Source organism: Flavimobilis rhizosphaerae, from assembly GCF_014852685.1.
Classification (GTDB): domain Bacteria; phylum Actinomycetota; class Actinomycetes; order Actinomycetales; family Cellulomonadaceae; genus Flavimobilis; species Flavimobilis rhizosphaerae.
The window spans coordinates 388,443-408,968 of record NZ_JACZDF010000002.1 but is presented as its reverse complement, the minus strand read 5'-3'; the positions used below and the strand labels follow the sequence as shown (position 1 = coordinate 408,968).

Below are 20,526 nucleotides of genomic sequence, written 5' to 3'. Positions count from 1 at the left end.
GACGGCGGGTGTGCCGGGACGCCCAGGCGGGCGGCGTACCACGATCGCGTTCCTCGGCCGCTCCCCGGTGGTTCACCCCACCTGCGCCAGTCACGACCGGGACCATCCTAGCGGGCGATGCTTCAGCGCCCCAGAGATGCGCGTCACGTCCTGGCGACGTGGCTGCGGTGCGTCTGCCTGGTGCGGGCGCCGCGCCGCGGCTAGCGTCGTCAGCATGAGCATCGACCCGCGTTTCGCCGCCGCCCTCGCCGACCAGATCACGCTCGAGCTCGAGTCGTCGATCGCCTACCTCCAGCTCTCGATTGCCCTCGAGAACCACGACCTGCCGGGCATGGCCCGCTGGATGCGCCTGCAGTCCGACGAGGAGCGCGTCCACGCCGCGAAGTTCACCGCGCACGCGACCGACCGCGGCCTCGCACCGCAGATCGGCGCGATCGCCTCCCCCGTCATCGACACGTCGAGCGTCGTCAAGTGCTTCGAGGCGTCCCTCGCGCACGAGAAGAAGGTCTCGGAGTCGATCCGCAACCTCTACCGCCTCGCGCAGGAGGTCGGCGAGATCGACGTCATCCCGCTGCTCCACTGGTTCATCGACGAGCAGGTCGAGGAGGAGGCGACCGTCGGGGAGATCCTCGGCCGTCTGCGCCTCGTCGGCGACGACGGCTCGGGCCTGCTGCGCATCGACGACCAGCTCGGTTCGCGCCCGGGCGCCGACGCGGCGGCCGAGACGCACTGACCGACTCCGGCTCCCGCTCCGCGCGCCGCAGCACCTTCCGAAAGCGACTCGTAGGCCCTCAGCACCGTTCGACGGTGCTGAGGGCCTGCGCGTCGCAGCCCCCGGCCGACCCGTAGCGCGGGTGCACGCTGCGTGCCGTCCTCGCGGGCAGCGGCTAGCGGACCTCGAACTTCACCTTGACGTCTGAGAGCCGCATGTCGTAGTTGCCGATCTTCACGTCCTTGGGGATCTTCACCGTGAGGTTGATCTCGCCCTGGGCGTCGGGCTGGACAGTCGCGAGCGTGTACTTGTCGTACCCCTTGAGCGTCAGCTCGAGGTCCGTGAGCGGGGCGCCCGAGGTGCAGCCCTCGAGGTAGCCGCTACCCGAGACGACGATCTCTTGCCCTGGCTTCGCGAAGTGGTGGTTGATGTTGAGCATCCGCTTGCCGTCACACTCCCCGTCTCTGTTGCTGCACGAGGCGAGCCCCGTGACGAGGAGCGCGCACGCAGAGGCGATGACAGCAGCCCGGATTAGGCTCCTCACGCGACGGCTCCGATGCGCGTGCGGCGTCCGTCGACGACGAGGCCTTCCCGCGCAATACGCCCGACCTTCTCGACGAGCATCGCCCGCTCAACAACCTTGATGCGCTCGTGCAGCGTCTCTTCGGTGTCGTCGTCGGTGACGTCGACCGCGACCTGGGCGATGATCGGCCCCGTGTCGACCCCGGCGTCGACGAGGTGCATCGTCGCGCCTGTGACGCGGGCCCCGCCCGCGAGCGCGTCGCGCACGCCGTGCGCGCCCGGGTACGACGGCAGCAGCGCGGGGTGCGTGTTGAGGGTGCGGCCGCCGAAGCGGGCGAGGAACGCTGCCCCGAGGATCTTCATGAAGCCCGCCGAGACGACCCAGTCGGGAGTGAAGACGCCGACGGCCTTCGCGAGCGCCGCGTCCCACTCCTCGCGCGAGCCGAAGTCGGCGACCTGCACGACCGCGGTCGGTACACCCGCAGCCCGCGCATGGTCGAGCCCGCCGATGCCCGGCCGGTCCGCGACGACACCGACGACGCGCGCTCCGTAGGCCGGGTCGTCATGCGCGTCGAGCAGCGCACGCAGGTTCGACCCGGTCCCCGAGACGAGGACGACGAGGCGGACGGCGTCGGTCCGTCCGGCGGCAGAGGGGTGAGGAACGAGGCTCTCGGAGTCGGTCACGGCACCACGGTAGCGGCGGCGCCGTGCCTCGGCAGCGGCGTCCGCGGGCGTCGCCGACGCCCGTGCTCTGCGCCCACCACGACCCGGCGCGCGCACCGACGGGTCCGTGCGTCGTGCGACGGGTCTCAGTCGGCAGACGGGGCGCTCGTGCTCGTCGTACCGCTCGCGGACGAGGTCGTCGAGCCGCCGGACGTCACCGTGCGGGTTGTCGGCGTCGTGAGCGTCGTCCGCGCCGTCCGGGCGCTCGGGCCCGTCCGCGCCGTCGCCGTCGTGCCCTGCCCCGCCGTGCCCTGCCCCGCCGTGCCCTGAGCGCGCCCAGCCGTCTCCCCGCCGTCGCGGCGCACAGCGCCGCGCACCCGACCCCCGACGCTGCGGAACCACGCGAGCGACGTCGGATGGAGGAGCACCGCCGCGAGCGCCGCCCCGACGAGCACCTCCCCCGCGACGACGAGCCCCACGACGAACGCGTCCGCGCCGACGTCCTGCATGCGCCCCGGGCCGACACCACCGGACGCGAGCGACACGAGCACGCCGACCGTCACGCCCGTCGTCCCGGCGACCGTGAGGAGCGCGCCGAGGAGGGTCGTCCACGCGCGGTCCGCCACGCTCCGGTGCACGAAGATCCCCGCGACGACGCCGACGAGCACGACCACGGCCGGCACCACGACCCACGCGGCGACCGGCTGCCCCGTGGGGATCGCCCCGACGAGCGGCACGACGGGCATCGGTCCGGCGACGGCCGTCGTCGGCGAGAAGAGCGTGCCCGTGCCGAACGAGAATCCGACGCCCGAGATCCACGCGAGCGCCCACAGCACGAGGTCGGCCGCGAACAACGACTGCGCGGCCGCCAGCGCAACCGCGTCGAAACCCGTGACGCCGAGCGACTCGACGATGTCGAGCGTCGGCCCCCGCCCCGCGAAGACCCACACGACGAGCAGCACCGTCGCGGCACCGACCCCGAGGGCCGTCGCGATGAACCCGGCGCGCATCCCGAGCCGGAGCCATGCGGGCAGACGCGACGTGAGCGGCTCGAGGACTCCCGCGAGCCGTGGCCCCTCCGGGTGCGTGACGTACCCGGAGCCGAGCCCGAGCGCCGCGACGACCGCACCGCCGAGGGCCGCCATGACGAGCTGCGGAACGCCGGCGAGGCCCGCGACGAGCACGAGCAGCACCGTCGCTCCCGCATACGCCGCGATGCCCGCCCCGTAGGCCGCGGCGGCGGGTCGCATCGAGCGGCGCGCGGACGCGTGGAGGACGAACGCGCACAGCAGCGACAGCCCGAGCGGCACCATGGAGATGGTCGTGCCTCCGACCGCGACGGGTACACCGTGCCCGAGCAGCCACAGCGCGAGCCCGACCTGCACCGACGAGAACCAGCCGACGTCGGTGTTCGACGGGTCGCCCGACGACAGCACGAAGACGACGAGCGCCGTCAGGGTGAGGAGCAGGACCGTGAGGACGCACGCCTGCGCGGCCGCGAGGACCCCCGACAGCCACGGGGAGTGCTCGGACCTGTGCGTTGTGGGCCCACCGTCGATGACGCGGCCGCGGCGGCGTCCGAGGACGGCGAGCGCTCCTGTCGGTGCGCTCATCCGTCCATCGTCGCCCACGCCCGCACCGCACGCCGGGGGCGACACGCGCCCCCGGCCGTGAGAACGACGACGCCCGTCCGGTCCACGTGGACCGGACGGGCGTCGTCGTCGTGCAGGTGCTCGGAGCGCGTCAGACGCGCCGGGCGCGTCAGGCCGAGAGGATCTCGCGCATGATCGCGGCGGTCTCCGACGGGGTCTTGCCGACGCGGACGCCGGCGGCCTCGAGGGCTTCCTTCTTCGCCTGGGCCGTGCCGGACGAGCCGGAAACGATGGCGCCGGCGTGGCCCATCGTCTTGCCCTCGGGGGCGGTGAAGCCGGCGACGTAGCCGACGACCGGCTTCGTGACGTGCGCCTGGATGTAGGCCGCGGCCCGCTCCTCGGCGTCGCCGCCGATCTCGCCGATCATGACGATCGCGGCGGTCTCGGGGTCGTTCTCGAACGCCTCGAGCGCGTCGATGTGCGTCGTCCCGATGATCGGGTCGCCACCGATGCCGATCGCGGTCGAGAACCCGAAGTCACGCAGCTCGTACATCATCTGGTACGTGAGCGTGCCCGACTTCGAGACAAGGCCGATCTTGCCGGGGCCCGTGATGTCGGCGGGGATGATGCCGACGTTGGACTTCCCGGGGCTGATGAGGCCGGGGCAGTTGGGGCCGATGAGGCGGACGCCCTTGGCCTGCGCGTGCGCGAAGAACTCTGCGGTGTCCGCGACCGGGACGCCCTCCGTGATGATGACGGACAGCGGCATGCCCGCGTCGATCGCCTCCATGACGGCGCCCTTGGTGTGCGCCGGCGGGACGAAGATGACGGAGACGTCGGCGCCCGTGGCGGCCATGGCCTCGGCGACGGTCCCGAAGACGGGGACGTCGACCGTGAGGTCACCCTGGGGGAACGTGACGGTCGTGCCGGCCTTGCGCGGGTTGACGCCGCCGACGATGGTGGTGCCCGACGCGAGCATGCGCGTCGTGTGCTTCTGGCCCTCGGAGCCGGTCATGCCCTGGACGATGACCTTGGACGCCTCGGTGATGAAGATCGCCATGATTCGTGGATTCTCCTGTGTCGGTGCGGCGGGTCAGGCGTTGGCCAGCTCGGCGGCCTTGTCGGCCGCGCCGTCCATCGTGTCGACGAGCGTGACGAGGGGGTGCGCGGCCTCGGTGAGGATGCGGCGGCCCTCGACGACGTTGTTGCCGTCGAGACGGACGACGAGCGGCTTGGTCGCCGCGTCACCGAGGATCTCGAGGGCCTTGACGATGCCGTTGGCGACCGCGTCGCACGCGGTGATGCCGCCGAAGACGTTGACGAACACCGACTTCACCTGGGCGTCTCCGAGGATGACGTCGAGGCCCGCGGCCATGATCTCGGCGGACGCGCCGCCGCCGATGTCGAGGAAGTTGGCGGGCTTGACGCCGCCGTGGCTCTCGCCGGCGTACGCGACGACGTCGAGGGTGCTCATGACGAGGCCCGCGCCGTTGCCGATGATGCCGACGGAGCCGTCGAGCTTGACGTAGTTGAGGCCGGCCGCCTTCGCCTTGGCCTCGAGCGGGTCGGCAGCCGCGGCGTCCTCGAGCTCGGCGTGGTCGGCGTGACGGAACTCGGCGTTCTCGTCGAGCGTCACCTTGCCGTCGAGCGCGACGATGTCGCCACCCTCGGTGAGCACGAGCGGGTTGACCTCGACGAGCGTCGCGTCCTCACCCTTGTAGACGTCCCAGAGCTTGACGAGGACGGGGGCGACCTTCGCGCCGATCTCGACCTCGAAGCCTGCAGCGGCGACGATCTCGGCCGCCTTGGCGGCGTCGATGCCGACACGCGGGTCGACGGCGACCTTCGCGAGCGCCTCGGGACGCTCGACCGCGAGCTGCTCGATCTCCATGCCGCCCTCGACGGAGCACATGGCGAGGTACGTGCGGTTGGCACGGTCGAGCAGCAGCGAGAAGTAGAACTCCTGCGCGATCGCGGCGCCCTCGGCGATCATCACGGTGCGCACGACGTGGCCCTTGATGTCGAGGCCGAGGATCTCCTCGGCGCGCTCGAAGGCCTCGTCGGCCGAGCGGGCGAGCTTGACGCCGCCAGCCTTGCCGCGGCCGCCGGTCTTCACCTGGGCCTTGACGACGACGACGGGGGAACCACCGCGTCCGAGCAGCTCTGCGGCGCCGTTGCGGGCCTCTTCGGGCGTGGTGGCGATGACGCCACCGAGCACGGGGACGCCGTGCTTCTCGAAGATGTCGCGCGCCTGGTATTCGAACAGGTCCACCCTGCTTCGTCCTTCCCTCGACCGGCATGAATGTCTCGACGTCGAGACATCAGCCCCAGCCTAGTCCGCCGCAGCCGAGCACGGGACCTCGGTCCCGTGTCACCCACCTCACACCGGGCGCTCTCGCCCACGTCCTCGCTCCCTCACCCGCACCCTCTCCCGCCGACGAATCCGCGCGGATGGTCCCTGGGAGCAGCCATCCAGGCGGATTCCCGGGACGGAGCGGGCTCGGCGGGGCGCAGCGGGCTCGGCGGGGGCGCAGCGGGGGCGCAGCGGGGGTGCAGCGGGGGTGCAGCGGGGGTGCAGCGGGACAGGACAGACCGGGCGCGGCGGGGTATCACGGGGCCTTCGGGACGCCCGCCTGCGCGAGAGTCCGCGCGAGAAGGTCCGCGAACGCCGCCATCCCCTTCATGCTCGCGTGCGTGCGGTCCGCGCCGAGCAGTCCCGGCGTCCGCGCGACGAGCGCGTGCCAGTCGGCGACGTACGTGCCCGGCCGCTCGGCGGCGATCGCCCGGAGCGCGTCGTTCGACGCGTCGACCCAGCGGCTCACGCCGACGATCGTCACGAGGACGACAGGTCGGTCCGGCCCGACAGCCGCGAGCGTCTCCCGCAGCGCGGCCTTCTGCGTGTCGTCGTGCAGGCCCGCGTTCGTGCCGAAGACGAGCACGACGTGGTCGCGCAGCGTGCCGGCCTCGGCCTGCGCACGCACGAGCGCTGTCGCGTCCTGCCACTTACGGATGGGCTTCGCGTCGATCGCGATGCCCGGCACCTCCGCGAGGACGCCCGGGACGACGCCCGAGAGCACGGAGTCACCGAAGGCGGAGACGACGCGGCCGTCGACGGGTCCCTTCGTAGCAGCCTTCGGCGGGGTCGTCGCGGGCTCCTCCGGCGGCGTCGGCTTCTCGGTCGGAGTACCGGTCGGATTCTCCGTCGGTGTGCCCGTCGGCGTCGGCGTCGAGGAGTCGGTCGACGTCGTCCCGCCGCCGCCCGTCGGACTGGGCGCCGTCGGCGCCACCGGCGGCGGCCCCTGCGCCGCGAGCCCCTCCTCGATCATGCGCTGAGCCGACGACATCGTCGGCGCAGTGACGAGCACGACGACGAGTGCGAGCGTCCACACGACCGGCAGCCCGACCGCGACCCGCGCGAACGCCGGACGCGCCGCGACGAGCCGCTCCCGCGCTGCACGCCACGCACCCCGGTAGCCGAGCGCCCGCACGGGCGTCTCGACGAACCGGAACGAGAGCTCCGTGAGCAGGACCGTCACCGCGAGCGCGAGGACCGCCGCAACATGCCAGCGTGCCGTCCCCGGCGTCGCACCGAGCGCGGCCGTCACGATGAGCAGCACCGGCCAGTGCCACAGGTAGAGGCCGTACGAGCGCTCGCCGACGATCCGCAGCGGCGTCGCGTCGAGCGCTCGCGTCCACCGTCCGGGGCGCGTCGCACCGAGGACGACGACGAGCGCGAGCGCCGACACGACGGCGATACCCCCGCGATACGTCCACAGCGCGTCGTCGCGGACGAGGACCATCGCGACGACGACACCCACGAGCGCGACCGGCGGCGCCCACGGCGCCACGAGCGGCCGGCCGCGCACCGCGCGCCACGCGAGCGCCCCCGCGACGCCGAGGAGCACCCCGAAGATGTGGGTGTCCGTGCCGTAGTAGACGCGCGTCGGGTCCGCTCCGTCGACGAGCACGGCCATCGCGACCGCGGACGCGACCGCGGCCGCGCCGACGAGCACGGCCCTCCCCCGCCACGTCGGGACGACGACGAGCAGCAGGACGAGCACGAGCGGCCACAGGACGTAGAACTGCTCCTCGATCGCGAGCGACCACAGCGGCTGCAGGAGCACGGGTGCGGTGCGGTCGAAGTAGCTGCCGCCCGACGCGATCTCGAGCCAGTTCGTCGAGAACGTCGCGGCCCCGAGCACCTGCCGTCGGATGCCGACGAGCAGGTCGCGCTCGACGAGCGCGGCCGCCACCGTGCTCACCGCGACGACGCCCACGAGCGCCGGCAGGAGCCGACGCGCACGGCGCAGCCAGAATCGCGGCAGGTCGATCTTCCCGTGGCGCTGCGCCTCGCGCAGCAGGAGCGTCGTGATGAGGAAGCCCGAGACGACGAAGAACACGTCGACGCCGAGGAACCCGCCCGGCAGCGTGCCGGGCCACAGGTGGTAGACGAGCACCGCGACGACCGCGACCGCGCGCAGGCCGTCGAGCCCGCCGAGGTGCTGCGACCCGGCCCGCTGCACGTCCGTCGGACCGCTGTGCGCGCGGGGCATCCCCCCGGCAGGAGCCGGGGCGACGGTGCGCACGGAGGTGCGCGGCGGAGGCGGGGGCACCGGTCCGGGCCCCGCAGGCCGCGGGTCGGCGTCGTGCAGATTGTCGTCGCGCACGGTACCTCCGTCCCGGGCGGTGTCCTCCGATGAGCTCCCCATGATTGTCACCCTCAGTGCCCCGACGACGTGCGCGCGGCACGCCGTCCGACGGCAGCGCTCGCCCGGGTTCTCGCCCCGGACCGCGCCGTGCCTGTTCGGAGGCGGTCGTCCGGGAGGGTCGGCTAGAGTTTCTCGACCGGGGCGTAGCGCAGCAGGAGGCGCTTGATGCCGTCACCACCGAAGTCGATCTTCGCGACGGCGTTCCTGCCCGTGCCCTCGACCGTGACGACCTTGCCCATGCCGTACGTGTCGTGCGTGACGCGGTCGCCGACCGCGAGGTCGGGTGCGGGGCCGTCGTTCTTGGTCCCGGAGCCGAAGGACGGCGAGGGCGGGTCTGCCCGTCGTGACGTCACGACGCTCGAGCGTGAGCCCGAGCCGCCCGGCCCCCCACCGTCGCCCCAGCCGCCTCGGTAGCCGTCGTAGTCCCGGCGTCCGCCGTGCGAGGAGCCGCCGTAGAGCGAGCCGCCGCGCAGCGTCGACATCGACGACTCCTTGCGACGCCAGTCGAGCAGCGGCTCGGGGATCTCGTCGAGGAAGCGGCTCGGCGGGAACTCCTGCGCCTGCCCCCACGCCGAGCGCACCGCGGAGCGCGTGAGGTAGAGCCGTTCGCGGGCGCGCGTGATGCCGACGTACGCGATGCGACGTTCCTCAGCGAGCTCGGCGTCGTCGTGGAGCGACCGGAGGTGCGGGAACGTGCCGTCCTCCATGCCGGTGAGGAATACGACGGGGAACTCGAGGCCCTTGGCCGTGTGGAGCGTCATGAGGGTGACCATGCCCTGCTCGACGACGGGCGCGCCGTCGCGGTCGCCGGCAGCGTCGTCGGCCGACGGGATCTGGTCGGAGTCCGCGACGAGCGAGACACGCTCGAGGAAGTCCGCGAGGTCGCCCTCGGGGTCGAGCTGGCTGAACTCGGTCGCGACCGCGTGGAGCTCGGCGAGGTTCTCGACGCGCGTCGCGTCCTGCGGGTCCTCGCTGCCCCGCAGCTCGGCGAGGTAGCCCGTGCGGTCGAGCACGGCGGCGAGGACGTCGGCGGGCTTCGCGCCCGACTCGGCGAGCGCGCGCATCTCGGCAAGGAGCTCGGCGAACGCTGCGAGCGGCTTCGTCGTACGGCTCGTGAGGCCCGGGATCTCGTCCGCGCGGGCGAGTGCCGCGCCGAACGAGATGCGCTCGCGCGCCGCGAGGTCCGCGACGACGGCCTCCGCGCGGTCACCGAGGCCGCGCTTGGGCACGTTGAGGATGCGACGCAGGTTGACGTCGTCGTCCGGGTTCGCGATGGCGCGCAGGTACGCGACCGCGTCCTTGATCTCGCGACGCTCGTAGAAGCGCGTGCCGCCGACGACCTTGTAGGGGATACCGACGCGGATGAGCACCTCCTCGAGCGCGCGCGACTGCGCGTTCGTCCGGTAGAAGATCGCGACATCACCCGGGCGGACGCCCTCGGTGTCGTGGAGGCGGTCGATCTCCTCGGCGACGAAGCGTGCCTCGTCGTGCTCGTTGTCCGCGGTCCAGCCGACGATCTGCGCGCCGTCACCCGCGTCCGTCCAGAGCTTCTTGGGGCGGCGGTCGGCGTTGCGCGCGATGACGGCGTTCGCGGCGGAGAGGATCGTCTGCGTCGAGCGGTAGTTCTGCTCGAGGAGGATCGTACGCGCCTGCGGGTAGTCCTTCTCGAACTCGAGGATGTTGCGGATCGTCGCACCGCGGAACGCGTAGATCGACTGGTCGGAGTCGCCGACGACGGTGAGCTCGCCCGCTGGCAGAGCGTGCGGGTGCTCGGCGTCGGGACCCGTGCCCGTGAGCTCCTTGACCAGCACGTACTGCGCGTGGTTGGTGTCCTGGTACTCATCGACGAGGATGTGCCGGAACCGCCGCCGGTAGTGCTCGGCGACGGCCGGGAACGCCTGGAGCAGGTGGACGGTCGTCATGATGATGTCGTCGAAGTCGAGCGCGTTCGCGGCCTGGAGCCGCGCCTGGTAGCGCGTGTAGGCCTGCGACAGCACGGAGTCGAAGGCTCCGCCGGGCGTCGAGTCGTCCTCGCGGCCTGCGCGCGAGGCGAAGTCGTCGGGGTCGACGAGCTCGTTCTTGAGGTCCGAGACCCGGTTGAGGAGCTGGCGCGGCGGGAACTTCTTGGGGTCGAGGTCGAGCTCGCGGCAGACGAGCGTCATGAGCCTCTGGGAGTCGGCCGCGTCGTAGATCGAGAAGCTCGAGCGCAGCCCTGCATGCTCGTGCTCGCGGCGCAGGATGCGCACGCACGCGGAGTGGAACGTCGAGACCCACATGCGGCGTGCGTCCGGCCCGACGAGGGCCTCGACGCGCTCGCGCATCTCCGCAGCCGCCTTGTTGGTGAACGTGATCGCGAGGATCTGCGAGGGGTAGGCGCGGCCCGTCGCGAGCAGGTACGCGATGCGGTGCGTGAGGACGCGCGTCTTGCCCGAGCCTGCGCCCGCGACGATGAGCAGCGGAGACCCGCCGTGCTCGACGGCCGCGCGCTGCTCAGGGTTGAGCCCCACGAGGAGATCGGCCGGGTCGGGGCCCGCGAGCGCGTCGTCGTGCTCCGGCTCCGTCCACGTGCGCGGCGCGACGGACGGCAGGCGCGCGGAGTCGTCGAAACCGGGCAGGGCGAGGGAGTCGAAGAGTGAGCTCATAGCGGCACCAGCCTAAGCCGCACCACCGACATCGAGCTCCCCCCTGTCCACACCCCTCCCCCTCTCCCGACGGTTCGATGCGTTCCGCCCGTTCGAGGCTCGGAAGGCGTCAGCTCGCCGGGAGGAGAAGGGCCTCGCTCAGGTGAGGAAGAGGCCGACGATCCACGCGACGGTCGCGACAATCGCCCCCGCGAGCTCGACGAGGATCGACAGCCCCGTCGCCTTGAGGGCGACGAGCGTCGCCCGCCACGCCGCCCCCGTGTCCCAGTCGCGCTTCGTCGCCTCGGCGACGTAGACGCCCAGCGGAAACCCGACGAGCATGCCGACGACGGGGATGACGAAGAAACCGATGACGCCGCCGACGACGCCCCACCAGAGCGTCGAACTCCTCACGTCGTTGCGCAGCATGTACCGCCCGGCGACGAGGTACTTCCCGACGGCGGCGGCCACCGTCGCGAGCGCCGCGACCGCGAGCACCGCCCACGCGATCCCTCCGGTGAAGATCGCCCACACGAGGATCGCGCCGAGCACGACGAACCCCCCGGGCAGCACCTGCACGAGAACCCCGAACAGGCCCAGCACGATGACGAGGCCGACGAGCAGCTCACCCCAGAGTTCCATGGGACGAGGTTACGGCGTCGCTGCGGAAGTCAGCGGAGGTCACCGTCGCGGAGCGCGGAGCGCACCGGCCGGCGCCCGCGCTCAGCCACGGGTCACCGGGACGTCCGTGACGTCAGGGAACCCGGGCACGCGCACCGTCACCGTCGTCGTCGCGGCGTCGAGCGCCGGGACGAGCGCATACAGCGGGTGCCATGTCGCACCGATCGTCTTCGGGTAGTCCGAGCACGCGCAGAACGACTCCGTCTGTGCAGGCGACTCCGGACGACGTGAGGCGAACGGCTTGAGGATGGACTCCGACGTCGGGTCGATCAGCGAGACCTCTGCGATGTCCCACGTCTCGATGCTCAACGCCGGTGCGGAGACCGAGACCTCGTCGCCCGGCGTTCTCAGCCCGATGACGAGTCGCGTCGAGGTCGTGCCGGCCTCGACGCGGAAGACCCCGAGCTCGGCGGGCTCCTGTGTGAGCGACAGCGAGAGGATCGTGCCCTGGGCGGAGCTCGCAGGGTCGCCGAGCGCGGCCGCGGCCGCCACCGTCGCTGCGACCTGCGTCGGGTCGACGGCCCCGGGATCGCTCGTCGTCGGGCTCGTCGGCGCCTCACCCGTGCCGGTGGCCGTGGCGGTCACGGTGGGGGTCGGCGAGGGACCCGGGTCGCCCCCCGGGGTGCAGCCCGCGAGGACGACCAGGAGGACGGCCGGGACCAGGGCGGCGGCCTGTCGTCGTGCTGAGAACCTCACTTGCTCACCTCATAGGTCACCGTCACGCGACGGTTCTTCTTCTTGCCGGCGTCGGTGCTGTTGGGCGCGACGGGCTCTGCCTCACCGCGGCCCTCGACCTTGAGGTCGAGGCTCGGCGCGCGCTCGCGGAGCACGTCCGCGACCGTCCGCGCACGTCGCTGAGAAAGCTCGTCGTTGCCGATGCGCTTGTCGGGCACGGAGTCCGTGTGCCCGACAACCGTCGCATGCGTGACGTTCGCGGCGACGAGCTCGTCCGCCACCTCGAGGACACGCGCGCGACCCTTCCCGGAGAGGTCCCACGTGCCGGGCGAGAAGAAGAAGTCGGCCGAGAGGCTGACCGAGACTTCCTCGGGGGTCGTGTCGGTCTCGGTCGACTCCTCGAGATCCCCGACGCGCGACGTCAGCTCGAAGGTCGATGCCGCCGGGTCCGCTGCAGCGATGCGCTGCGCGTCCGGGAGTGCGGGCCACCCGTCGCTCACGGGGCCCCACGTCGTGGCGGACGCCGGCAGCAAAGGGCCGTCCTCGACGGGGAGGTCGGAGACGACGGCGCCCCACTCGAGGACGAGATCGACCGACGTGACGCCAGCAGGAAGCTCTGGGAGGACCGCGTACACGCCGACGAGGGTCCCGGCGGGGAACTCCTCCCCGGCGGGGGCGCTCACGAGGCCGCCCTCACCCTTGATGAAGAGCGGGCGGTACGCAGTGAGGCCGACGGCGTCGACGATCGTCATCTGCGAGGCGTCGAGCACCTTGAACGGGGACATGCTCGGCTGGAACGCGAAGCCCGACCTCAGCGCTTGCCCGGACCCGGGCTCGGTCGCGACCGAGTAGTACACCGCGGTGGCTCCCGGGATCCGCCGGACACCGTGGACAGCGCCCACGATCGTCTCACCGTCGAACTTGCCGAAGTGGGGGTACGTGAACGTCCCGCGCACGGGGATGTCCGTGACGGTCGCGGCCTCGGTCCCGACAGACGTCGCCGATGCGACCGGCAACGCCGTCAGCGCAAGCACACCGGCCGCGGCAAGTGCGTAGACAGCCGGCCATCGTCTCTTGAGCACCAGATCTCCTCTTTCGGGGAATGACGTCAGCCGCTAGGTTCTCCTGTCTTCCCGCGTGCCGCAAGCGCGCGGATCCGCTGGTCCGGGACGTCACACACGCCGACGGCCCCGGTCGCGCCGAGGGGCGCGGCCGGGGCCGTCGGGTGCTGCGTGGCAGGTCACGCGACGTGCGTGTCGCCCCAGCCGACCGCGAGCGACACGTTGACCACGACGAGCGCGAGGAGGCCGCCGAGGTAGCCCTTCGTCACGCGCTCGGGCTTCTTCTCGCCGAGGATCGTCATGACGACGACCGCGATCGTGACGAGCGTCTTGATGCCGATCTTCATGTGGTTGAGCGAGCCGTCGCCCATCTCCTTGACGCCGACGAGCAAAAGGCCCGTGACGAGCGCGGTGAGCGCGGCGTGCATCGTGCCCTTGGCGAGGCGCGGCTCCTTGAGCGTGACGATGACGCCGCCGAGGATCATGGCCCAGCTGAGGAGGTGGAGGATGAGGAGGATCTTGTAGACGAGGTCCATGCCGTCATCGTAGGGAAGGTGGCCGCGCGGGCGCGACCCTGAGGCGACGCACCGTCATGAAAGCGTCGGTGAGGTCGCTCACAGCAGGCGTCGGGCCGCCGCCCAGCGCGTGAGCTCGTGCCGTGACGAGAGCTGCAGCTTGCGGAGCACCGACGACACGTGGGTCTCGACGGTCTTCACTGAGATGAAGAGCTCGGAGGCGACCTCCTTGTACGCGTAGCCGCGTGCGATGAGCCGCATGACCTCCTGCTCGCGCGCCGAGAGCCGGTCGAGCTCGTCGTCGTGCACTGCCGTGTCCGCGGCAGCCGTGCCGAACGCGTCGAGCACGAACCCCGCGAGGCGCGGGGAGAAGACCGCGTCGCCCCCGGCGACGCTCACGACGGCGTCGCTGAGCGCGGGTCCCTCGATCGCCTTGGTGACGTAGCCGCGAGCGCCCGCCCGGATGACCTCGACGACGTCCGCAGCCGCGTCGGAGACGCTCAGCGCGAGGAAGCGCGTCGAGTCGCGCAGGTCCGCGCAGCGCCGCAGCACCTCGGCTCCTCCCCCGCCGGCCCCGCCGGGCAGGTGGACGTCGAGCAGGACGACCGCGGGGCGCAGGCGCGTGACGACGTCGACCGCCGCGTCGACGTCCGCCGCCTCGCCGACGACGTCGACGCGCGCGTCGAGGCTCGCCCGCACGCCAGCGCGGAACATGTTGTGGTCGTCGACGAGGACGACGCTCACGGGACCGTCGGGCTCGGGCACGTTCATCAGGGGCTGTCCTCCCGGCGTCCGCGCGGACGCCTCCGGGGACCATCGTGCCCTACCACCCTCGCTCGCGGGACAGAGCCCGGTCCCGGACCCGGGGGGGAGGCGCCTACGCCTCCGCGGTGCCCGGCGCGGCCGTGCCCGTGGCCGTCGAGCCCGAGGTCGCCGAGCCGGGCGTCGCGGCCGCGGCGTCAGGCTCCGCACGCGGCACCGAGAGCCGCACCTCGGTGCCCGCGCCCTCGCGCACGACGATCTCCGCCGTGCCGCCGCGCCGCCGCACGCGTCCGAGGATCGACTCGCGCACCCCGAACCTGTCCGTCGGCACGGCGTCGAGGTCGAAACCCTCGCCGCGGTCCCGCACGAACGCCTCGACCCGGTCGTCACGCACCTCGAGGAACAGCGAGACGGGCGGCGCACCGTGGGTCACCGCGTTGACGAGCGCCTCGCGCGTCGCCTGGAGCAGCGCCGTCGTCGCGGGCGACGGCACGCAGTCCCCGACGACCACCGTGTCGACCGTCCGCGCGGGCGCGTCCTCGCCACCTCGAAAGTGCCCGTCCTCGATCTGCCCGACGAGGCGCTTGAGCTCGGCTGCGACGCTCGTGCCCTCCTGCGGCCGATCGTCGTAGAGCCACTCCCGCAGCTCACGCTCCTGCGCACGCGCGAGGCGGGCGACCTTCTCCGGGTCGTCGGCGCCGCGCCGGATGAGTGCGAGGGTCTGGAGCACGGAGTCGTGGAGGTGCGCCGCGATGTCGGCGCGCTCCGCCTCGCGCGCCCGCGCCTCGCGCTCCGCGCCGAGCTGGCGCGTGAGCCGCAGCCACCACGGCGCCGCGACGAGCGCGAGCCCCGCAAGCATGACGAACGCCGCGACGAGCGACGTCCCGAGCTCCCCTGCGGAGAGCTCGGGGCCAAGCAGGAGGACGACGCCGACGATGACGAGCAACGCACCGCCCGCGATGCGCAGCAGCGCGCCGGGCGTCCGGCCGCCCGAGCGCGCGAGCAGCCGACCGCGGTCGACGTCGTCGAGCTGGCTCCACGCGAGCAGCGCCCCGACGACGATGACGAGGACGGGCAGCACCCCGTCGACACTGACGTGCCACCCCGTCCTCAGCCCGATGAGCAGCACTGCGCCGGCGACGAGCAGGACGCCGACGAGGATGTCACGGACCGGCAGCCGTCGCAGCGTCGCGGCGGGGCCGCGGCTCAGCCGCGCCCGCGATGCCGGGAGCGCGTCGCCCGCGGCACGCGCAGGGTCGCCCGCCGGCACGAGGAGCCAGCAGAACACGTAGATCGCGATGCCGATGCCGCCGACGAACGACAGCCCGATGAGCGCGAGACGCACGTGCCGGACCTCGAGCCCGAGGTGCGCGGCGAGACCGGCAGCGACGCCGCCGACGAGGCGCCCCGCGTCCGGGCGCAGCAGCGGCAGCCGCTCGGGCGGCGTCGCGGGCAGGAAGGGGAGCACACCCCCATCCTCGCCGACGCACACGACCCTGGGGAGGCCCCGCGACGAGGATCAGGGTCCTCCCGTGCAAGAACCAGGGTCCGCTCAGGGTGACACCCGATGGTCCCGGGCGTCCCGTCAGGCGAGGCTTGAGCCATGGACACGACACCGAACCCCCAGGGACCGGCCCCCACCCCGCCGCCCCAGCCCTCCGGGACCGACCGCTTCTTCGACTCGATCCGTGGCTGGGGAGTCTTCCGGGCGCAGGACCGGTGGATCGGCGGCGTCGCGCACGGCCTCGCCCGCCGCTGGGGGCTCGACCCCGTCGTCGTGCGGGCGCTCTTCGTCGCGTCGCTGCTCCTCGGCGGCATCGGACTCGTCGCGTACGCGCTCGGCTGGGCGTTCCTCCCCGAGGAGGCCGACGGTCGCATCCACGCGCAGCAGCTCGTGCGCGGTGACTTCGACGTCGCGATCGTCGGTGCGTTCCTCATGCTCGCGACCGGCTTCTCGTGGCTCGGGCCGTGGCGGCTCCTCGGCAGCTGGGGCGACGGCCTCACCGGTGCGTTCTGGGTGCTCGCGATCATCGGCGTCGTCGTGTGGATCGCGACGACGCGCCAGCAGCGCACGACGCCGCGTCCGCCTGCCTCGCCCGGCGCCGCTCCGGGGTCACCGACATGGACGGGTGCGTCCTCGTGGTCGGGGCCGACGCCGCCCGCGCCGGCTCCCGCGTCGACCGGCTGGTCGTCGACGAGCTCGGTGAGCGCTGCGGGGCCGGCGGCCCCCGCGGCCCAGGGCCCGGCCTGGTCGACGCCCCGGACGTCGACGGCTCCCCCGGCTCCGCCCCAGCCCGTCCCGGGGTGGAAGGCTCCGAGAGGGCCCGTCGTGCTCGGCGCAGGTGCCGTCTCGGTGAGCCTCGTCGTCGGACTCACGGCGCTCACTGTCGCAGGGCTCATGATCGCGCAGCGCTACTCCGCGTTCGACGGCCCGCTCCTGCTCTCGGCGCTCGCGGTCCTCGTCGTGCTCGCCGGTGTCGCGACGATCGTCGCGGGCATCCGTGGTCGCTCAGCCGGCTCGCTCGGCACGCTCGCGGTCCTCGCTCTCGTCGTCGGCGCCCCGGCCGCGCTGTGGAACGGAGCGGGGTCACCGCTCGACGTCCGCACCGCCGAGCGCCTCGTGCTCGGCGACCGGACGAGCGCGCCGAACGACCGTGTCGTCGCCGGCCACGGCTTCGTCTTCGGGGCCGGCAGCTGGGACATCGACCTCTCCGACGTACCGCTGAGCTCCGAGCAGCTCGTCGTCCCCGTGTCGTTCGGCATGGGCGACGCGACGATCACCCTGCCCGAGGGCGCCGCCTGGATCGCCGACGTCCGGCTCGGCGCAGGCGACATCGAGTCGCACCTCAGCGACGGCACGACGACGTCCGTCGACGGAGTCGGCATCCGCCGCACCGTCGAGTCCACCGCCGTCCGCGACGGCGCGACCCCCACCCTTCGTCTCGACCTCCGGGCGGGCCTCGGCTCCGTCTCGCTCACCGAGGAGTCAGCATGACCACCGATCCCACCCAGCCGCTGCCCGTGACGCCCGACGCCACCGTGACTCCTCAGGACACCGTGACGGCCGACGACACCATGGCGGACGACACGCCGCGCACCGTTCCTGGCGTCGAGCCGGACGCACCGTCCGCGGGGTACACCCCGTCGGCCGAGGCCGCGAGCGCCTACCCACCTCCCGCGTGGACCGCTCCGCCCGCCGACGCACCACGCGAGGTGTCGACGAGCGTGCGCACGGGAACGATCGTCTGGGGTGCGATCCTCGTCGTCGCGGGCGTCGTCCTCGCGGCGTCCGCTGCCGGGTTCACGCTCGACCTCGGGCTCGTCGCGATCGTCGCGCTCGCCGGAGCGGGCATCGCGCTCCTCGCCGGGGCGCTCACGACGTCCGTGCGGCGCAGCCGCCGGGAACGTGCACGCTGACACGACCCCGAGCACGACGAAGGGCCTCACCCACCGGGTGAGGCCCTTCGTCGTCGTGCGCTGCGCTCAGCGCGGCGTCACTCCTTGGTGACGGCGGCGGCCGGCGCGGGGACCGACGCGATGCGGTTGAACGCGAAACCGAAGGCCAGCATCATGACGCCGAGGCCGATGACGAGGGCGGAGACGCCGTACGCGATGACCGAGGAGAAGAGCGACGCGCGGAGGAACGAGCCGTTCATCACCGTGGTGCGCTGGCCCTGGGCCTTCGCGGCTGCCTCGGTGTTCGTGATGACCTCGGGGGCGGCGTTGAGCTGCGTGAGGGTCGCGATGTCCAGCTTGTCGACGGCGGCGGCGATGTCCTCGGACTTCGTCGTGTCAGCAGCCTTCGCGGCCGCCTTGAGCTCGCTGACCTTCGCACCGAGCTGGGCGTAGGTCTGCCCCTCGGAGCCGGCGAGCGCGTGCTTGTTGATGACCTCGGCCTGCGCGTAGGCGGTGAACGGGCCCCCGACCTTCTTGCCGGCAAGCATGTCTGCGTCGGCGGAGATCGTGATCTCCTCGGCCTTGAGCTGGCTCGTGATCATGCCCCAGACGACACCGCCCGCGACGATGAGCACGGCGCCCGCGACGAACGACAGGATCGCGACGATCGAGACGGACTTCTTGACGTTGGCGTTCATTGGTTTCTTTCCCCTCAGGTGCCGGCCCGGGGATCCGGTCCGGTCGGTGGTTCTTGCCTCGGCTCCCAAGTTACGGACTGCGGAAGCCGTGATCTTGGGACCTTCGGCCACCTTTTCACGGCGACTCCGGGTTCTTTCGTCAGAAACGCCGACTCCCATCGCCGCAGGTTGAGGCGGATGCAGCGGCACCCGTACCGCCGCTCCGTGGCCGAGTGTCAGGACGTCGGTGCCGAGCTTCGAGGCGTGCTCCCGCACGACGACGACGGCCCGCCACCTCCGCAGAGGTGACGGGCCGTCGTCATGCCGCAGGTCTGCGGCTCACTCCCACTCGATGGTGCCCGGCGGCTTGCTCGTGACGTCAAGGACGACACGGTTGACCTCGGGAACCTCGTTCGTGATGCGTGTGGAGATCTTCGCGAGGACCTCGTAGGGCACGCGCGACCAGTCCGCAGTCATCGCGTCCTCGGACGAGACGGGACGCAGGACGATCGGGTGGCCGTACGTGCGGCCGTCGCCCTGAACGCCGACGGAGCGGACGTCGGCGAGGAGGACGACAGGGCACTGCCAGATCTCACCGTCGAGGCCCGCGGCCGTGAGCTCGGCGCGCGCGATCGCGTCGGCGGCGCGCAGCAGGTCGAGCCGCTCGGCCGTGACCTCACCGACGATGCGGATGCCGAGGCCGGGGCCCGGGAAGGGCTGGCGCGCGACGATCTCCTCGGGAACGCCGAGCTCGCGGCCGACCGCGCGCACCTCGTCCTTGAAGAGGTCCCGCAGCGGCTCGACGAGCTCGAACTGGAGGTCCTCGGGCAGGCCGCCGACGTTGTGGTGGCTCTTGATGTTCGCCGCACCCTCGCCGCCGCCCGACTCGACGACGTCGGGGTAGAGAGTGCCCTGGACGAGGAACTTCACCTCGGTGCCAGACTCGCCGGCCTCCTCGACGACCTGGCGCGCGGCGTCCTCGAAGACCCGGATGAACTCGCGGCCGATGATCTTGCGCTTGGTCTCCGGGTCCGTCACGCCGGCGAGCGCGGTGAGGAACCGCTCCTTCTCGTCGCGGACGATGAGGCGCACGCCCGTCGAGTCGACGAAGTCGCGCTCGATCTGCTCGACCTCGCCGGCCCGCATGAGCCCGTGGTCGACGTGGACGCACGTGAGCTGGTCGCCGACGGCGCGCTGCACGAGCGCGGCCGCGACCGCGGAGTCGACGCCGCCCGAGAGCGCGCAGATCACGCGTGCGTCGCCCACCTGGGCGCGGATCGCGGCGACCTGGTCGGCGATGACGCTGCCCGGGGTCCAGTCGCCCGCGAGACCGACGCCCTCGTAGAGGAAGTTCTCGAGGGCCTTCTGGCCGAGCGGGGAGTGCTTGACCTCGGGGTGCCACTGCACGCCGAAGAGCGCGCGGTTGCGGTCCTCGAACGCCGCGACGGGCGAGCCGGGCGAGGTCGCGAGGACCTCGAAGCCCGCGGGCGCGGCATGAACGGCGTCACCGTGGCTCATCCAGGTCGTCTGCGTGGGCGGCGAGCCAGCGAGCAGCGTGCCCGTCCGGTCGATCGCGACATCGGTGCCGCCGTACTCGCGCGTGCCCGTCCGTGCGACGGTGCCGCCGAGGGCCTGCGCCATGGCCTGGAAGCCGTAGCAGATGCCGAGCACGGGGATGCCGGCGTCAAAAATCGCCGGGTCGACGGACGGCGCACCCTCCTCGTAGACGGACGAGGGCCCTCCGGAGAGGATGATCGCCGCGGGCTTCTTCTCGAGCATGCGCTCGACCGACCACGTGTGCGGGACGACCTCAGAGAACACCCGGGCCTCACGCACGCGGCGCGCGATGAGCTGGGCGTACTGAGCTCCGAGGTCGACGACGAGAACGGGTCCGTCGGGGTTCGGGGTGTTGGTCACCGCACAAGGATAGACGCCTGCGC

General features: G+C 72.4%; 18 protein-coding genes and 1 riboswitch. Of the genes, 3 read left to right on the top strand and 15 right to left on the bottom strand.

The window, feature by feature from the left end; all coding sequences use genetic code 11:
* Positions 1–13: 13 nt before the first annotated feature.
* Positions 14–104, bottom strand: a riboswitch (ZMP/ZTP riboswitch).
* 110 nt (positions 105–214) lie between these two features.
* Positions 215–733, top strand: coding sequence for a ferritin (locus IGS67_RS05210; RefSeq protein WP_192278522.1), 519 nt, complete (start codon positions 215–217; stop codon positions 731–733).
* A gap of 154 nt (positions 734–887) precedes the next feature.
* On the opposite strand, the gene IGS67_RS05205 is transcribed toward IGS67_RS05210, so the two are convergent.
* From IGS67_RS05205 to IGS67_RS05150, 13 genes are all read right to left on the bottom strand, one after another.
* Positions 888–1,151 (bottom strand): hypothetical protein, encoded by a 264-nt coding sequence (locus IGS67_RS05205; protein ID WP_192278520.1) that lies wholly within the window; start codon positions 1,149–1,151, stop codon positions 888–890.
* A 101-nt stretch (positions 1,152–1,252) separates the two neighbouring features.
* The gene (gene purN, locus IGS67_RS13795) at positions 1,253–1,918 is read right to left on the bottom strand and encodes a phosphoribosylglycinamide formyltransferase (protein ID WP_328741599.1); all 666 of its coding nucleotides are present in this window, start codon (positions 1,916–1,918) and stop codon (positions 1,253–1,255) included.
* A 125-nt stretch (positions 1,919–2,043) separates the two neighbouring features.
* Positions 2,044–3,510, bottom strand: coding sequence for a cell division protein PerM (locus tag IGS67_RS13790; RefSeq protein ID WP_235977741.1), 1,467 nt, complete (start codon positions 3,508–3,510; stop codon positions 2,044–2,046).
* Between the two features lie 148 nt (positions 3,511–3,658).
* Positions 3,659–4,549 carry a succinate--CoA ligase subunit alpha gene (gene sucD, locus IGS67_RS05195; protein ID WP_192278518.1) on the bottom strand — a complete coding sequence of 297 codons (891 nt, stop codon included), beginning with the start codon at positions 4,547–4,549 and terminating at the stop codon, positions 3,659–3,661.
* A gap of 33 nt (positions 4,550–4,582) precedes the next feature.
* Positions 4,583–5,761 carry an ADP-forming succinate--CoA ligase subunit beta gene (gene sucC, locus IGS67_RS05190; protein WP_192278516.1) on the bottom strand — a complete coding sequence of 393 codons (1,179 nt, stop codon included), beginning with the start codon at positions 5,759–5,761 and terminating at the stop codon, positions 4,583–4,585.
* 337 nt (positions 5,762–6,098) lie between these two features.
* Positions 6,099–8,156: an acyltransferase family protein gene (locus IGS67_RS05185; protein WP_328741595.1), complete on the bottom strand. Its 2,058-nt coding sequence runs from the start codon at positions 8,154–8,156 to the stop codon at positions 6,099–6,101.
* A gap of 164 nt (positions 8,157–8,320) precedes the next feature.
* Entirely contained in the window at positions 8,321–10,840 is a 2,520-nt protein-coding gene (gene pcrA / locus IGS67_RS05180; RefSeq protein WP_192278512.1) for a DNA helicase PcrA, read from the bottom strand.
* 138 nt (positions 10,841–10,978) lie between these two features.
* Entirely contained in the window at positions 10,979–11,461 is a 483-nt protein-coding gene (locus tag IGS67_RS05175) for a DUF456 domain-containing protein (protein ID WP_192278510.1), read from the bottom strand.
* An 81-nt stretch (positions 11,462–11,542) separates the two neighbouring features.
* Entirely contained in the window at positions 11,543–12,085 is a 543-nt protein-coding gene (locus IGS67_RS05170) for a hypothetical protein (RefSeq protein WP_192278508.1), read from the bottom strand.
* Positions 12,086–12,192: 107 nt separating this feature from the next.
* Entirely contained in the window at positions 12,193–13,257 is a 1,065-nt protein-coding gene (locus IGS67_RS05165; RefSeq protein WP_192278506.1) for an OmpA family protein, read from the bottom strand.
* Between the two features lie 158 nt (positions 13,258–13,415).
* Positions 13,416–13,772, bottom strand: coding sequence for a hypothetical protein (locus tag IGS67_RS05160; RefSeq protein ID WP_192278504.1), 357 nt, complete (start codon positions 13,770–13,772; stop codon positions 13,416–13,418).
* A gap of 78 nt (positions 13,773–13,850) precedes the next feature.
* Entirely contained in the window at positions 13,851–14,522 is a 672-nt protein-coding gene (locus IGS67_RS05155) for a LuxR C-terminal-related transcriptional regulator (RefSeq protein ID WP_192278502.1), read from the bottom strand.
* A gap of 106 nt (positions 14,523–14,628) precedes the next feature.
* The gene (locus tag IGS67_RS05150) at positions 14,629–15,981 is read right to left on the bottom strand and encodes an ATP-binding protein (RefSeq protein WP_328741590.1); all 1,353 of its coding nucleotides are present in this window, start codon (positions 15,979–15,981) and stop codon (positions 14,629–14,631) included.
* Between the two features lie 135 nt (positions 15,982–16,116).
* Here IGS67_RS05150 and IGS67_RS05145 point away from each other — a divergent pair, with 135 nt between their 5' ends.
* Both IGS67_RS05145 and IGS67_RS05140 read left to right on the top strand, forming a co-directional pair.
* Positions 16,117–17,508, top strand: a complete 1,392-nt coding sequence (locus tag IGS67_RS05145) for a PspC domain-containing protein (RefSeq protein ID WP_192278500.1) — start codon at positions 16,117–16,119, stop codon at positions 17,506–17,508.
* Positions 17,505–17,930 carry a hypothetical protein gene (locus IGS67_RS05140; protein ID WP_192278498.1) on the top strand — a complete coding sequence of 142 codons (426 nt, stop codon included), beginning with the start codon at positions 17,505–17,507 and terminating at the stop codon, positions 17,928–17,930. The genes IGS67_RS05145 and IGS67_RS05140 overlap by 4 nt, the downstream gene beginning before the upstream one ends.
* A 77-nt stretch (positions 17,931–18,007) precedes the next feature.
* Here the strand turns inward: IGS67_RS05140 and IGS67_RS05135 are convergent, their stop codons facing one another.
* Together IGS67_RS05135 and guaA are read right to left on the bottom strand one after the other, a co-directional pair.
* Positions 18,008–18,607 (bottom strand): hypothetical protein, encoded by a 600-nt coding sequence (locus IGS67_RS05135; protein WP_192278496.1) that lies wholly within the window; start codon positions 18,605–18,607, stop codon positions 18,008–18,010.
* A 318-nt stretch (positions 18,608–18,925) separates the two neighbouring features.
* The gene (guaA, locus tag IGS67_RS05130; RefSeq protein ID WP_192278494.1) at positions 18,926–20,503 is read right to left on the bottom strand and encodes a glutamine-hydrolyzing GMP synthase; all 1,578 of its coding nucleotides are present in this window, start codon (positions 20,501–20,503) and stop codon (positions 18,926–18,928) included.
* Between the last annotated feature and the right edge of the window lie 23 nt (positions 20,504–20,526).

What these genes read in the sequence shown, in the direction of transcription:
- IGS67_RS05210 (WP_192278522.1), top strand. Translation starts at nt 215, where the DNA reads ATGAGCATCGACCCGCGTTTCGCCGCCGCCCTCGCCGACCAGATCACG.
- IGS67_RS05205 (WP_192278520.1), bottom strand. Translation starts at nt 1,151, where the DNA reads ATGCTCAACATCAACCACCACTTCGCGAAGCCAGGGCAAGAGATCGTC.
- IGS67_RS13790 (WP_235977741.1), bottom strand. Translation starts at nt 3,510, where the DNA reads ATGAGCGCACCGACAGGAGCGCTCGCCGTCCTCGGACGCCGCCGCGGC.
- sucD (WP_192278518.1), bottom strand. Translation starts at nt 4,549, where the DNA reads ATGGCGATCTTCATCACCGAGGCGTCCAAGGTCATCGTCCAGGGCATG.
- pcrA (WP_192278512.1), bottom strand. Translation starts at nt 10,840, where the DNA reads ATGAGCTCACTCTTCGACTCCCTCGCCCTGCCCGGTTTCGACGACTCC.
- IGS67_RS05175 (WP_192278510.1), bottom strand. Translation starts at nt 11,461, where the DNA reads ATGGAACTCTGGGGTGAGCTGCTCGTCGGCCTCGTCATCGTGCTGGGC.
- IGS67_RS05160 (WP_192278504.1), bottom strand. Translation starts at nt 13,772, where the DNA reads ATGGACCTCGTCTACAAGATCCTCCTCATCCTCCACCTCCTCAGCTGG.
- IGS67_RS05155 (WP_192278502.1), bottom strand. Translation starts at nt 14,522, where the DNA reads ATGAACGTGCCCGAGCCCGACGGTCCCGTGAGCGTCGTCCTCGTCGAC.
- IGS67_RS05145 (WP_192278500.1), top strand. Translation starts at nt 16,117, where the DNA reads ATGGACACGACACCGAACCCCCAGGGACCGGCCCCCACCCCGCCGCCC.
- IGS67_RS05140 (WP_192278498.1), top strand. Translation starts at nt 17,505, where the DNA reads ATGACCACCGATCCCACCCAGCCGCTGCCCGTGACGCCCGACGCCACC.
- IGS67_RS05135 (WP_192278496.1), bottom strand. Translation starts at nt 18,607, where the DNA reads ATGAACGCCAACGTCAAGAAGTCCGTCTCGATCGTCGCGATCCTGTCG.